The organism is Carboxylicivirga mesophila (assembly GCF_018271975.1).
Lineage (GTDB): Bacteria > Bacteroidota > Bacteroidia > Bacteroidales > Marinilabiliaceae > Carboxylicivirga > Carboxylicivirga mesophila.
The window spans coordinates 17,444-30,033 of sequence record NZ_JAGUCN010000032.1 but is presented as its reverse complement, the minus strand read 5'-3'; the positions used below and the strand labels follow the sequence as shown (position 1 = coordinate 30,033).

The following is a 12,590-nucleotide window of genomic DNA, read 5'->3' as shown; positions in this document are numbered from 1 at the left end:
AATAAATTCTTATGCACGTCGCTATATTCATCGGAAGTCCACGCTATAATGGTAATACCTCTACCATGGCATCCATCTTATCCACCTCACTTATTGAGAAAGGAGCTGAGTGCCGCAGTTTTCATTTGTACAAACACAAGATAGAGCCCTGTCTCGATTGCAGGCTTTGTAAGCTGGATGACATGACCTGCGCCCAATTAGATGATATGACAGTACTTTATGAAAACATTGAGTGGGCTGATGTCATTATTTTCGGAACTCCGATTTACTGGTTCGGGCCTTCGGCACAGACTAAGTTACTCATTGACCGGTTCCGACCTTACTTTGCCAATAAAAAGTTGTATGGCAAGCGGGCCGCACTTTTATTACCAGCAGGTTCTGGTATGGGTGATTGTGATGTGACCATAGAGCAGTTTCAACGGATATTTAAGGCCTTGGGTATGATTTATATCGATACGGTGGCTATACAAGCCTATGATGAAAATGATGTGCGTGATGACGAAAAACATCATGACCAACTTCGTGATTTGGTAGATAAAATTATGACCGAAGAAATGGCTTAATAGCTCTTTCAACTAAAAAAGTAGTGAAAAGTTTTTGCAGTTGAGAATTAAGCCATATATTTGAACTAACAATTTAGTTGAATAGAATGAAGGAATTGACCAAAGCAGAAGAACAGGTGATGCAGAAACTATGGGAACTGGGCAAAACCAATGTAAAAAGCATCATAGACCTCATGCCGGAACCCAAGCCGGCATACAATACCGTATCTACCATTGTGCGCATTCTCGAGAACAAAGGCTTTGTCGACCATGAAAAGTTGGGCAAAGGATACGTGTATTTTCCTATTGTGTCGAAAGAGAGTTACAAGAAAGTGTTTATGAAGCGCTTTATGTCTAATTATTTTCAGGATTCATTTAAAAACATGGTGTCTTTCTTCGCTAAAGAAGACAAGATGGACATTAATGATCTGGAAGAATTACTGAATGATGTAAAGAAGGATTTGGATAAAGAAGACTAACACATTATGAACCTAATCGTTAATTACTTATTTGAATCGTCGCTGATATTAGGCCTGCTAACAATCTTCTACAGACTAGGATTGCACTATGAACCAAGGTTCAAATTTAATCGCTTCTACTTGCTGCTATCGTTATTGGTGGCAGCCGTGGTGCCATTGCTCACATTTAGTTTTTATCGTACAATTACGCCTGAAGGCGATGTGTATGTAGGTAATGTACTGGGAGCCATTACGGTTTATGCCCAAAACACGAAAGAAGCGGTGGTGCCGGTGGTAGCACAATCATCAGCTTTTAGATGGTTGTATATGGTTGGTTGCCTTGGTTTGTTGCTGCGCTTGCTGTATGGCTTTGTCCGATTGGGCGGATTAGCCGGTAAAGTGAAATTGGTTAGTTTCAAGGGATACAAAGTGGCTGACTTGCCCGGTCAGTTTAATCCATTCTCATTCTTTAATGTGGTGTTTGTGAATCAGTCGCGTTACTCCGAAAAGGAGCTGGAGCAGATTATGATACATGAGCTGACACATGTTCGGTTAAAGCACAGTTGGGATGTACTTTTACTCGAATTACTGCTAATTGTTCAATGGTTCAATCCCTTTGCGTGGTTCCTGCGCAGCATGCTAAAGGAGCTACACGAGTTTCAGGCGGATAAGCAGGTGCTCGATAAAGGTTATTCAGCTAAAAGTTACAAGGAGTTGTTGTTGTTTCAGGCGACTGGTGCCCGCTTGTTGCCGGTTAATAACTTCAACCAGTCGCTTACTAAAAAACGATTTACCATGATGAAAAAAGATAATATTCAAAAGCTATTGAGTCTTAAATCAGTGTTTGCCATTGTTACGATGACGATGGTAGCTGTTCTATTTGCCTGCGAGCTGCGCGATGAGGAGCCCGCCATGACTGAAGAGGAAATAGAAATAAAAGAAGCTGTGGAGAACACCAATGCCCAACTAAAAACGGTAACAGGTGATGTGTTTTTTGTAGTAGAAGAGATGCCCGAATACCCGGGTGGAGAAGATTCTTTACGTCATTACATCGCATCTTCGGTTAAATATCCGGAAGTAGCTCAAAAAGCCGGGGTAAGTGGTCGTGTTTATGTGACGTTTATTGTTGCCGATGATGGTTCGGTAAAGGATGCTAAGATTGCCCGGACAAGTGGCTTTAGTGTGTTGGATGATGAGGCGCTGCGCGTAGTTTCTGAAATGCCGGAATGGCAACCTGGGAAACAAAGCGGGAAAGCAGTTAATGTGAGCTTTACGGTACCAATTAACTTCCAGTTGAATGATGGTCAAGTTCAACAAGGTACAACTCAAAAGAAGGGTGTTGCCTATGAGGACATGACCGAAGAACAGAAAGCCCAGGTTATTGAGCAATACAGGAAAAAAGGATGGGAAGTGAGCTTCAACGATGACGGTTCTCTCAATCTAAAACAGATTGTAACGGAAAAGGGGACCGCTACGCCAATCAAGTAACAGACAATTTTATAATGTAAAGGACGTAATGTGCAGAGACTTCTCATGTGCATTACGTCCATTTTTTTGTGCTTGGGCATCTAAACGGTGCTAACGAAGTGCAGATGGCTTTTCCACCGGCAACTCACAGGTCTTATTTTGGCACTTATAAATTAACGTTGCACCTGCTTTAAAACGGTCCTGTAGTAGCGCCAGTTTTGATACTCCGTCAACTGAACCGGCATAAATGGCACCTGGTCGCAAGTGCTGCTGTAGCTCCTTTCTGTAGGCTGCTGCCATCCCGCCTGCAATTACCAGCTCCTGACGTTTATCCTGCAGATAGGCCAGCAATGCCCACTGTGCATAATAGGTGGAGTGTTCTTCCGCTGTTTTAGTCATCCTGGCGATTAGCCCTTTGGCAATCGCTTCATACTCCGGCAGGTGAAAGAGCTGGTGTAGGCGTATCAGGTTATTGGCCATTGAACCCACCGATGAGGGGATAACATTATCCTGCACATCTGTTTTGCGGGCAATCAGTTGTTCACCACTTTTGGCGGTATAATAGAATACCTGCGCAGTGGCATTGTAAAACTCACCAATGGTATAGTCCGACAATTCCTTGGCTGTATGCAGGTAAGCCTCATTAAAAGTTACTTCGTACAGACTGATTAGTGCATCAAGCATAAGGGCATAATCATCGAGGAAGGCTGTTATTTTACTGACGCCATTTTTGGTGGTGCGCAGCAGGCTGCCATCGGTTTGGCGCACCTGATCAAGCAAATATTTCATGGCGCTTTCGGCCATTTGCAGATGGGCCTCTTCTCCAAAAGCCTGGTAGGCTTCACAAAGGCCGGCAATCATCAGCGCGTTCCACGAGGTGAGGGTCTTATCATCCAAACCGGGTCGAACACGATGCTTTCGGGCTTTTAAGAGTTTCTCCAGGGCGGTGTTAATGTGGCTGTCAAAATGTTGCGGGTCCAGCTGGTACTGGCGGGCATAGGCTTCGCGTGTTACATCGCCATGCAATATATTTTTACCGTTTTCCCAGTTACCACTTTCGGTAATGTTGAAATAGCGAAAGAAATGCTCATCGTCGCCCAGGAGGGTTTTCAACTCAGAATACTCCCATACATAAAAAAGGCCTTCTTCGCCCTCGCTGTCGGCATCCAGTGCCGAATAGAAGATGCCTTCGGGCGATGTTAGTTCGCGTTTCACAAAGGCGATGCTTTCTAACACTATTCGTTTATACAGTTCATCATGCGACGCTTTATAGGCTTGGCTATACAGGGCAATGAGTTGCGCATTATCGTAGAGCATCTTCTCAAAGTGGGGCGCAAACCAGCGTTCATCCACCGAGTAACGGGCAAAGCCGCCCCCAGCCTGGTCGTATATGCCGCTCGATGCCATGCGGTTAAGTGTGAGGTGCACAAACGAAAGCAGTTGCTTATCTTCTTCCATAACGGCTGTCTGATGGATTAGCTTAAGGGCTACTGGCATCGGGAATTTTGGAGCACTTTCAAAGCCACCATGCTGTTCATCGAAGCGGGTACTGCTTTTTTGCACCGCCTGGTAGATGTTGGGTGTGACATCAGTGTTTGCTACTGGTATCTCCAGCTGTTGGATGCCTTTGGTCAGGCCTTCGGCTTGTTGTAGCAGCTTGTCTTTGCCATTGGCATTTAGTTCGGCCAGCTGTTGCAATACAGCCATCCATTGAGCTTTTGGGAAATAGGTGCCACCCCACACCGGACGGCCATCGGGCAGTGCGAAACAGTTTAAAGGCCATCCGCCTCTGCCGGTCAGCATCTGCACGGCTTCCATATAAATCTGGTCCACATCGGGCCGTTCTTCTCTATCCACCTTAACACAGATAAAATGCGCATTCATCAATTGGGCGACCTCTTCATTCTCAAATGATTCATGCTCCATGACGTGGCACCAATGGCAGGCCGAATAGCCCACGCTAATCAGCAGGAGTTTGTCTTCATTTTTGGCTTTTTGCAATGCTTCATCGCCCCAGGGGTACCAGCTGACTGGATTGTGGGCATGCTGTAATAAATAGGGGCTGGTTTCGTGTATTAATTGATTAGTGTGCATAGATGTATTATTTTGTGGTAACGAACAGCTCCATACTATCGCGATGAGATTGAGTACTGATATGGCAGTTCTGTTAGTCATTAAAGAACAACAGATGGCCGTATCCGAAGTTCACTCGCTTTAGAGGATATCGCTTGGCTGTTGGGGCAATAAGTTTGTAATAAATAAGTTAGTATAATGAAGTGCAGTCTGGTGCTGCTTATCGACCAATCTATGATTTCACGATGCACGATATTGTTATTTATTCTGATGGTATTGGCCGGATGCACCGGCATTGATACCGATAAACTGTCGGATGACCTGGAGTATCGGCCCAACCTGTCGGTACCGCTTGGCAAACTGACGGCGCAGTACGATGAGGTGTATGAGCTGCCGGTTGACTTACCCGATCCTATTGACTCAGAACCGGTGAGTTGGGAAGAGAGGGAAATAATGTATTTCGATTTGGAAGCCTCCATCTCAGAGCGAAAATACATCCTGTCGATGCTCCTGCAGTTTGATATCGTCAATCGTTACCCCGCAGCCATGGCCGTTGAGCTATACCTGGTTGATGCATTGGGGGAGATAATAGCGCTTACTACATCACCCATTGAACTGGAAGCGGCACAGATAGATGAAAGTGGCGCCATAGTGCAGCCGGCAAGTACCGACCCTTATCCTTATCAGCTGCCCTTAAGCGACGAACAGATTGATGCTTTGCTGGACGCCCGGGCATTGATTGCTGAAGGCGTGGTGAAAGACATCCTGCTCAGCAACGCCATTGTCAACAGTTTTTCATCGTACCAGCTGGATGCTGCCATAGGCGTGCAGGCACAGGTGGATTTCAGTATTAACAACAACTAAATGAAGCAGCTGTCCTACTATATTGTTATTCTTGGGCTGCTGGCTTTTGGTCATGTGGCTAAGGCACAACAAAATCTCACCCTGTTTCTGATGCACGATGTGCCGCAGGCCAACTTTGTGAACCCGGCTGTTACCTACCAATGCGACTGGATTGTGGGGGTGCCGGCTTTAGCATCGCTGCACAGCAACTACAACAACAGCGCGTTTACAGTCAATGATGCCCTGCGCTACGATGCTGCTACTGACTCCAGCTATGTGAATTTTGATAAGGTAGTGAATCAGCTCGATAACACCGAGATAGTGGCATCCACTGTGCATTACACCCCTTTGTATGCCGGCTTCTGGTTAAAGAATAACTGGATAACCTTTTCGGTAACTGAGAAGGTGACGGCCTTTAATACCATGCCCAGGGAGGCAGCCGAACTGCTGTGGTATGGCAATACGCATTTTGTGGGGCGCAAAGCCTCGCTGGATGGCCTGCGCCTGAGTGGTTATCATTACCGCGACTATGCCCTGGGTATTGCCCGAAAGGTATCGGAGCGATTACAATTAGGTATGCATGCCCGATTACTATTCGGCAAAGGAAGCATGTATACACCCCAAACGCTGGGCGGACTAACGACCAATGCCACCAATTTTAATCTGTTGATTGATTTAGATACCAGAGTGCATACCTCATTTCCGATAGAGGTGGAGCTAGATGATGAAGGATATGTTAACAACATTGACCTGCAGGATGATATTGACTGGCAACAGTATATGATGAATGCCAAAAACCTGGGGGTTGGGTTCGACTTTGGTTTTATCTATGAGCTGGATGAGCGCACAACCCTCTCGGGCAGCCTGCTAAACCTGGGTGTGATAGGCTGGAAAACCGATGTAAATACGTTTGTGTCTGACGGCACCTTTGAGTTTACGGGGACTGATTCATCTACCGATTTTAACAACGGCGATTATTGGCAGGAGCTGGGCGACAGCCTGCGCCACCAGTTTTTGCCTGTGCCTGATAATAATACCTTTACTACCCACCTGACACCTGAAATGTATCTGGGTGCCACCCGCACTTTCACCGACCACCTGAATGCCGGTGCGGTATTCTACAGCCGCATATATCGTAACCGCATCATGCCTGCATTTACCTTGTCGGCCAACACCTATAACTACAAAAGGCTGAATGGCTCCTTGTCGTACACCGCAATCAATGGCGATTATATGAATATTGGGGCCGGACTGGGGCTTAAGCTGGGTGTTTTCCACTTGCATGCGGTGAGCGATAACCTGCTTGGTTTTTTAAAGCTTGAGAACCAGCGCAACCTCAACCTGCGTTTTGGGCTGAGCATTGTACCCCGCTGCGATGAACCGCGCAATGAGGCGCAAAAAAGCAAAAAGGGCATCAGCGCTCTGCCGTGCTACCAGGATCCGTATACTAAAGGCCGCCGGAAAAGGCGCTAGAGCTTGGCTTTAAGTTTATCTGTACTTTTTACACAAAGTTGATAATCTTCTTTTTTCTAAAAGGCAATCCCCCTAATTATTAATTTATTATGCGAATCAATAGTTAAAAATTGCTTAATATACACTTTCAACCCATATCAGGGTTGTTTTCTCACCATATTGATAACCCCGCGCTTCGCACGGGGCTATTATTGTTAATGTCCTACGGACATTCTTTTATCCCGAAAGGATTTAATCTTAATAACCATGGGTGCAACCCATGGTATATTAATATATTACAAACAGAACCCCGGAGTGGGTTCAACTATTGATTCGCATGTATTATTAACCTCCATAAACCGTCCTCCCCAAGGTGGAAATGCCTTAGGTCATTGAATAGTGCGCGAAGGTGTATGGGTACAGATTTTTTAAAACACAAGTTATATCACTCTACAAAGCACCTTCATGATTTTCCCTCACTATGTTTATACTTTTTTGTAAGCAAGGGTTTGAATTTTCTTCATTAAGTTTCTTGACTTTAACCCGGGTTAAAACTATCTTTTAACTGGGGTCAAATATTAATTATAACCCGGGTCAAAAATGTAAAACCACAGTAGATTTGATGAAAATGATACTGTCGAAAGATCATCAACCTGCTGTGGTGTCAGCATAAAACTAGTGTTCTATGTCATTAAAGTACAAGAAAGTCAGACAAGCTGTTGCCGATGCCGATGGCAAACAGCGCGAAATACATTATGCCAGGGCCTGTAAGCGGCGGCGGGTTAAGCTCGATGAGGTGGCAGAGCACATTGCCGGCTATACCACTCTTTCGCGGGGGGAGGTGCACAGCGTACTTATTGCCTTAACAGATTCGATTCCAGGCTACCTGTTGGATAACCAATCGGTTGAACTGGGGGACTTGGGTACGCTTAGCCTGCACTTTACCAGCCACAGCGAAGAAACTGAAGAGGCGGTAACATGGCGTTCCATAAAGGATTTGAAGGTGCAGTTCAGAGCTGGGGTGCGTTTTAAAAAGATGCTCAAGCATGCCAGTTTTAAGCTGGTGAAAGAGTGAAGTTATCGGCACATTATAATACACACAAATAGTCGTTAGCATAATCATAAAAGCAGATCAAGCTATGAAATATTTATTGTGGATTCTTCTGTTAATACCTTCGTATAGCCTGGCGCAGGAAGTGGCTGAAAGAAAGGGAGCATTAAAGGCAGGCATAGGATTAGGGTATAACGAAGGGGATAAAGAATCAGGGCTGGGGCTGGTTTACACAATTGGCTGGCAAAAGGCGATTGATAGTCGGGAGCGATTACGAATCAATCCCAACATATTGTTTGGAGGATTTACACCCCTAATGATGACTGATAAACGCGATCAGTATATACGCTCAGGCAGCTTTGGGTGCCATCTGTATTACGATATGCTGAAAGGTAAGCACCTGTCGTTATTTGCTATGGTGGGAGCTTATGGCAATTACACCAGGGGATTGCTGGGCGATGGCGAATTTAATACTGGCTCAGAGTACTATCATAAGTTTTATGCTGGTGGTACAGCTTCATTGGGGATAAGGGTTTATAATCCGTCAAAGCGGATAGGTTATGAAATAAGGCCACTGACCTTTCAATATGGCAGCAACCAGCATTTTATGGGCTATGTAATGGTCAGCATTGATTTTGAAATCAGGCGATAACTGTTTGTGGTGAAATGCAAAAAAGGCTCGCACCTTATTGATCTAATGTACATCAAGATGCGAGCCTTATATTTTGCGTATAACAAATCTTCTTACTTCAGCAGCTTATCCATTCTGGCTGCATCGTCCTTTTGTTCCAGTCTGAGGTAGGTGTTTTTCAGGTATCTGATATAGGATTGGTCCTGTGGATTCATCTGGCGCAGCCTGATAAAGGTGTCGCGTGCAATACGAAAATCAGCTGATACCTTTTTAAGGTCGCGGCGCAGGTATGCATAGGTAGTGGCATTTTTGTTTTTATTGTACTTAGCCATTTCATACTTATATCTGTCTTCGGCTTTGTTGTAATAATACTTGGCTTTCCATTCCAGGGCCGCTTCATAATCTGGTTGTTCTTTAATGAGTTCATTGCAGGTTTTAACAGCTCTGCCTGCATTACCGGTTGCTTCCAGCGCTTTAATGTAGGTGAGTTGTGCTTCCTTCGAAAGTACGGCTTCTCCTTTGCTCTCATAGGCTGCAACAACTGCCTCACTATTTTCGTTGGCAGCATTCAGAAACACCTGACGTTCAGCTTTCAGCTTCAGCAATTCCGGGGTAGTGATTTTATCTGCATACGATTGCCACAGGGCTAACTCCTGGTCGGTGCGGCCTTCGCGCTGTAAAAGTTGTGAGTATTCGGCTAATAATCCAATATTAGCATCATCTTTCAACAGCTGGTCATAAATGGCAGTTGCTTCATCGGCTTTATCTATCTGGGCGCAGCTTTGTGCCTGTTTAATCAAGAGGTCTTTACTGACCTCTACATTGTTGCTAGTGGCTAATTGGATATATTCAGCGTAGAGCGTATATGCTTTGGTGTAGTCTGCCTGGTTAAAAGCAGCATCCGCATCTGAGAGAATAGTGGGTAACTTAGCAGTTGGGTTACAAGCCGCTAATATAGCAATGGATAGTATGAATAATACCTTCTTCATTATAAACGTGTTTTGGTGTTTGTGCAACGAAGATACAATCAAAAGCCGTGCCTGACAAATACAGTAATTTGGCAAAGGGCTGAGAAATGCCCTAATGCAGCATAAATTCATGACCCATTTTATGCAGGATAAGCCGTGGTTGATGATAGACTTTCTGCAGCAGGGAATCAGGAGGTAGTGGTTGGTGAAGCGATTCAATACTGACATTGGCAATGCCTTGCCGGTAAAAGTCAAGCTGGCGGGCAGCACGTTCGCTAACATCGATGATGCGACCTTTGATAAAAGGGCCCCGGTCGTTGATGGTAACCACCACACTTTTCTGATTCTCCAGGTTGGTGACGACCAGCTGTGTGCCAAATGGCAGGGTGCGATGGGCGGCTGTCATGGCGCTATTGGAAAAGACCTCGCCGCTGGCTGTTAGCTTTCCTTCGAAATGACTCGCATAGTAGGAGGCTTTGCCGGTTTGGTAGAATGCTTGTGCCTGGCACCACAGGCTAACCAGCAAAAGCAGTAATACAACGAGTCCTCGCATCTTATTTAACTTTAGCCACACCGCCCGATACAATAAACTTCATCACATCGGCCGGATGGGCATCAATGGGTTTCACATTCTCACTTGGCACAACATACAGCTCCCCTAAGATACCATAGGAGCTGGGCAGGTAAACTGCCAGTTTATTTTTAATACCCAGTTCGTTGAGGTCGGATGCAGTGATAAAGCCAAAGCGTTCCATAATGCCTTCTTTATCTAATGTGACCAGCACAGGGCGCTCAAACTTACGCTCTTTCCCCACAAAAGCCGATAATAAATCTTTCACCGAGGTGTAAATCACTTTAATCAATGGTGCTTTCTTCAGGCCACGTTCAAAGCGGTTCTCGATAGGCGCCGTAATCAGTATCTGCCCAATAAAACCAATGAAGGTGATGCACAGGATGATCACCAGCAAGCCCAGACCCGGGAAGTTAAACTGTGAATAAGGCTCGTGCTGAAATACCTCCAGATCGCGCAGCAGGCCATCGAGCCAGATAAAGGCAAATACAATCACGTAAATGGTTACAGCCAATGGTACCACATAAAGCAGACCCTGGAAAAAGAATTTGGCTAGTTTTTTCATTTCTTGAGTGTTTAACGCAGAGGTACAGAGCCGCTGAGTTATTAATAATTCATTCTTTTGTTTTTTTTACCAGTCAGACTTCAAATAATCTTTCTGTAAAACCTAAAGACACTGGTTGATAAATAAAAACCTCTGCGCCTCTGCGCCTTTGCGTCTCTGTGTTTATAACAATTATCTATAGATTATATTCTTCTCTCACTTTCTTTGTCAGACTTTTAACAATCAATTCGTAAGAATGGTCAATAAGTTCCCTAAGCAAGTCATCTTTGATGGAGCCGTCACCATATACGGTGTTCCAATGCTTTTTGTTCATGTGGTAGCCTGGCTGAATGGCCGGATATTCTTCGCGCAGTTCAATAGCACGTTCCGGATCGCACTTCAGGTTCATGCTAAACTCCTTGTCCAGACTGGTTAGTGCAAACATTTTACCGGCAACCTTAAATACAAGAGTGACTTCATCAAAAGGAAATGTTTCGCTCACAGCCGGTTTGGCCAGGCAATAGTCTCTGAATTCTTCAATATTCATAAGATACTCATTTAGCTTTGGCAATATAACGAATAAGTATTTAAACGCAGAGACGCAGAGACGCAGAGGAATAATTTGATTTCTTTCTTTGCGTCTCCGTGTCTCTGTGTTTAAATTTTTTAGCTGGATTACAAACCAGGATGAAAAGCTTCTTCGATATGTTCAATGTCCCAGTCCTCCCCATTGGGTATCAGCGTTACTACATCAAAGCGTACTTCATTATCTATATCAGTTTCATTAATGTAAGCTTCAGTGGCTTCTACAATAAAACGAATCTTACTATTGGTTATGGCTTCTTTGGGATTTTCCCAGCCGTCTGTTGTACGTGTTTTCACCTCAATCACCACCAGGTAGTTGTCGTGCATGGCAATCAGGTCCAGCTCTTTGTGGTTGTATTGCCAGTTACGCTCTAATATCTCAAAGCCTTTTTCTTCCAGGTAATCAGCAGCTATGGCTTCACCTGTTTTGCCCAGTTCATTGTGTTGTGCCATCTGTTAAAAACTTAATTGGCAGGAGCAGTTCTGGACGTTCAGATTCACACGTTTGCCTAGGATAAGGGGTTGGTTAAGGTGATTATGTCCGGCCGGAAATCCAAACATTACCGGATAATCGTATTCTTCTACAGCCTCTTTGATAATTTCATAAGCTGTTTGGCCGTATGGGTCATCATTGTCCTTCATATCGGTAAAGTCGCCAACGATAATACCGCTTAATTCTTTCAAAAAGCCGCTCAGCTTCAGGTTTTGCATCATGCGGTCGAGGTGGTAAAGGTATTCCGACAGGTCCTCGATAAACAGTATCTTACCATGAGGAGCAGGATCTAATTCTGTGGCACGCAAGGCATATATTAACGATAGGTTGCCGCCTATCAATATGCCATCGGCTTCACCCGTTCTGTTGAGCGGATTTGGTTTAAGCTGGTATTCTGGCAGTTCGCCATGCAGCAATTTAAACAGGTTCTCAACATCTTCCTCGTCTTCTGATTTATCCGGGAAGTTCTTGGGCATTAGTCCATGGATAGAAGCGACACCTGCTCTGTTTTGCAAAGCGGCATGCAGCACCGTAATATCGCTATAACCAATTACCCATTTAGGATGCTCGAGATAATGGGTGAAGTCAATCTCATCGATAATGCGGATGGTGCCATAACCTCCCCGGGCACAAAAAATGGCATCGATATCTGTACTGTTGAGCATGTGTTGCAGGTCGGCACGGCGGTGCTCATCGTTGCCCGCATACTGGTAAAAGCTATTATAAGCATGTTCGCCGATTACCACTTTATAACCCCGCTTGTGTAAACACTTTTCGGCATAATGAATGACTTCAGCATCCACCTTACCGGCAGGGGCAACAATACCAATGGTAGAACCTTTTTCGAGTGACTTTGGGAATATCATAACAGAAGTATCAAGATTTAAGATAAAAGTATCAAGATAATCTCTA

At 44.8% G+C, this 12,590-nt stretch carries 14 protein-coding genes; 7 read left to right on the top strand and 7 right to left on the bottom strand.

What is annotated here, in order from left to right:
• Nucleotides 1-11: 11 nt before the first annotated feature.
• The 3 genes from KEM09_RS19950 to KEM09_RS19940 all read left to right on the top strand — a co-directional run bounded on the left by KEM09_RS19950 (nt 12) and on the right by KEM09_RS19940 (nt 2,488).
• Nucleotides 12-563, top strand: a complete 552-nt coding sequence (locus KEM09_RS19950; protein WP_212231236.1) for a flavodoxin family protein — start codon at nt 12-14, stop codon at nt 561-563.
• An 86-nt stretch (nt 564-649) separates the two neighbouring features.
• Nucleotides 650-1,021: a BlaI/MecI/CopY family transcriptional regulator gene (locus KEM09_RS19945; RefSeq protein ID WP_212231234.1), complete on the top strand. Its 372-nt coding sequence runs from the start codon at nt 650-652 to the stop codon at nt 1,019-1,021.
• A 6-nt stretch (nt 1,022-1,027) separates the two neighbouring features.
• Nucleotides 1,028-2,488 (top strand): M56 family metallopeptidase, encoded by a 1,461-nt coding sequence (locus tag KEM09_RS19940; RefSeq protein WP_212231232.1) that lies wholly within the window; start codon nt 1,028-1,030, stop codon nt 2,486-2,488.
• 90 nt (nt 2,489-2,578) lie between these two features.
• On the opposite strand, the gene KEM09_RS19935 is transcribed toward KEM09_RS19940, so the two are convergent.
• A complete protein-coding gene (locus KEM09_RS19935; RefSeq protein WP_212231231.1) occupies nt 2,579-4,561 on the bottom strand; it encodes a thioredoxin domain-containing protein in 1,983 nt (660 codons plus the stop codon).
• Nucleotides 4,562-4,738: 177 nt separating this feature from the next.
• On the opposite strand from KEM09_RS19935, the gene KEM09_RS19930 reads away from it, so the two are divergent.
• From KEM09_RS19930 to KEM09_RS19915, 4 genes are all read left to right on the top strand, one after another.
• The gene (locus tag KEM09_RS19930; RefSeq protein WP_212231230.1) at nt 4,739-5,404 is read left to right on the top strand and encodes a hypothetical protein; all 666 of its coding nucleotides are present in this window, start codon (nt 4,739-4,741) and stop codon (nt 5,402-5,404) included.
• A complete protein-coding gene (locus tag KEM09_RS19925; RefSeq protein WP_212231228.1) occupies nt 5,405-6,856 on the top strand; it encodes a DUF5723 family protein in 1,452 nt (483 codons plus the stop codon).
• A gap of 664 nt (nt 6,857-7,520) precedes the next feature.
• The gene (locus tag KEM09_RS19920; protein WP_212231219.1) at nt 7,521-7,910 is read left to right on the top strand and encodes an HU family DNA-binding protein; all 390 of its coding nucleotides are present in this window, start codon (nt 7,521-7,523) and stop codon (nt 7,908-7,910) included.
• Nucleotides 7,911-7,974: 64 nt separating this feature from the next.
• Entirely contained in the window at nt 7,975-8,538 is a 564-nt protein-coding gene (locus KEM09_RS19915; protein WP_212231217.1) for a hypothetical protein, read from the top strand.
• Between the two features lie 92 nt (nt 8,539-8,630).
• Here KEM09_RS19915 and KEM09_RS19910 read toward each other — a convergent pair whose 3' ends face one another.
• The 6 genes from KEM09_RS19910 to KEM09_RS19885 form a co-directional block, all read right to left on the bottom strand.
• Nucleotides 8,631-9,506 carry a hypothetical protein gene (locus KEM09_RS19910; protein WP_212231215.1) on the bottom strand — a complete coding sequence of 292 codons (876 nt, stop codon included), beginning with the start codon at nt 9,504-9,506 and terminating at the stop codon, nt 8,631-8,633.
• A gap of 91 nt (nt 9,507-9,597) precedes the next feature.
• On the bottom strand, nt 9,598-10,038 hold the full coding sequence (locus tag KEM09_RS19905; protein WP_212231206.1) for a septal ring lytic transglycosylase RlpA family protein: 441 nt from the start codon (nt 10,036-10,038) through the stop codon (nt 9,598-9,600).
• A gap of 1 nt (nt 10,039) precedes the next feature.
• A complete protein-coding gene (locus KEM09_RS19900; protein ID WP_212231204.1) occupies nt 10,040-10,621 on the bottom strand; it encodes a DUF502 domain-containing protein in 582 nt (193 codons plus the stop codon).
• Between the two features lie 175 nt (nt 10,622-10,796).
• Nucleotides 10,797-11,147 carry an MmcQ/YjbR family DNA-binding protein gene (locus KEM09_RS19895; RefSeq protein WP_212231202.1) on the bottom strand — a complete coding sequence of 117 codons (351 nt, stop codon included), beginning with the start codon at nt 11,145-11,147 and terminating at the stop codon, nt 10,797-10,799.
• Nucleotides 11,148-11,275: 128 nt separating this feature from the next.
• Nucleotides 11,276-11,638 carry a YraN family protein gene (locus KEM09_RS19890; RefSeq protein WP_212231200.1) on the bottom strand — a complete coding sequence of 121 codons (363 nt, stop codon included), beginning with the start codon at nt 11,636-11,638 and terminating at the stop codon, nt 11,276-11,278.
• Between the two features lie 3 nt (nt 11,639-11,641).
• Complete coding sequence (locus tag KEM09_RS19885; protein WP_212231198.1) at nt 11,642-12,544, bottom strand: S66 peptidase family protein; 903 nt, start codon at nt 12,542-12,544, stop codon at nt 11,642-11,644.
• Between the last annotated feature and the right edge of the window lie 46 nt (nt 12,545-12,590).

Coding starts and splice junctions, on each gene's coding strand:
- KEM09_RS19950 (WP_212231236.1), top strand. CDS start 12: ATGCACGTCGCTATATTCATCGGAAGTCCACGCTATAATGGTAATACC.
- KEM09_RS19945 (WP_212231234.1), top strand. CDS start 650: ATGAAGGAATTGACCAAAGCAGAAGAACAGGTGATGCAGAAACTATGG.
- KEM09_RS19940 (WP_212231232.1), top strand. CDS start 1,028: ATGAACCTAATCGTTAATTACTTATTTGAATCGTCGCTGATATTAGGC.
- KEM09_RS19935 (WP_212231231.1), bottom strand. CDS start 4,561: ATGCACACTAATCAATTAATACACGAAACCAGCCCCTATTTATTACAG.
- KEM09_RS19930 (WP_212231230.1), top strand. CDS start 4,739: ATGAAGTGCAGTCTGGTGCTGCTTATCGACCAATCTATGATTTCACGA.
- KEM09_RS19925 (WP_212231228.1), top strand. CDS start 5,405: ATGAAGCAGCTGTCCTACTATATTGTTATTCTTGGGCTGCTGGCTTTT.
- KEM09_RS19920 (WP_212231219.1), top strand. CDS start 7,521: ATGTCATTAAAGTACAAGAAAGTCAGACAAGCTGTTGCCGATGCCGAT.
- KEM09_RS19915 (WP_212231217.1), top strand. CDS start 7,975: ATGAAATATTTATTGTGGATTCTTCTGTTAATACCTTCGTATAGCCTG.
- KEM09_RS19910 (WP_212231215.1), bottom strand. CDS start 9,506: ATGAAGAAGGTATTATTCATACTATCCATTGCTATATTAGCGGCTTGT.
- KEM09_RS19905 (WP_212231206.1), bottom strand. CDS start 10,038: ATGCGAGGACTCGTTGTATTACTGCTTTTGCTGGTTAGCCTGTGGTGC.
- KEM09_RS19900 (WP_212231204.1), bottom strand. CDS start 10,621: ATGAAAAAACTAGCCAAATTCTTTTTCCAGGGTCTGCTTTATGTGGTA.
- KEM09_RS19895 (WP_212231202.1), bottom strand. CDS start 11,147: ATGAATATTGAAGAATTCAGAGACTATTGCCTGGCCAAACCGGCTGTG.
- KEM09_RS19890 (WP_212231200.1), bottom strand. CDS start 11,638: ATGGCACAACACAATGAACTGGGCAAAACAGGTGAAGCCATAGCTGCT.
- KEM09_RS19885 (WP_212231198.1), bottom strand. CDS start 12,544: ATGATATTCCCAAAGTCACTCGAAAAAGGTTCTACCATTGGTATTGTT.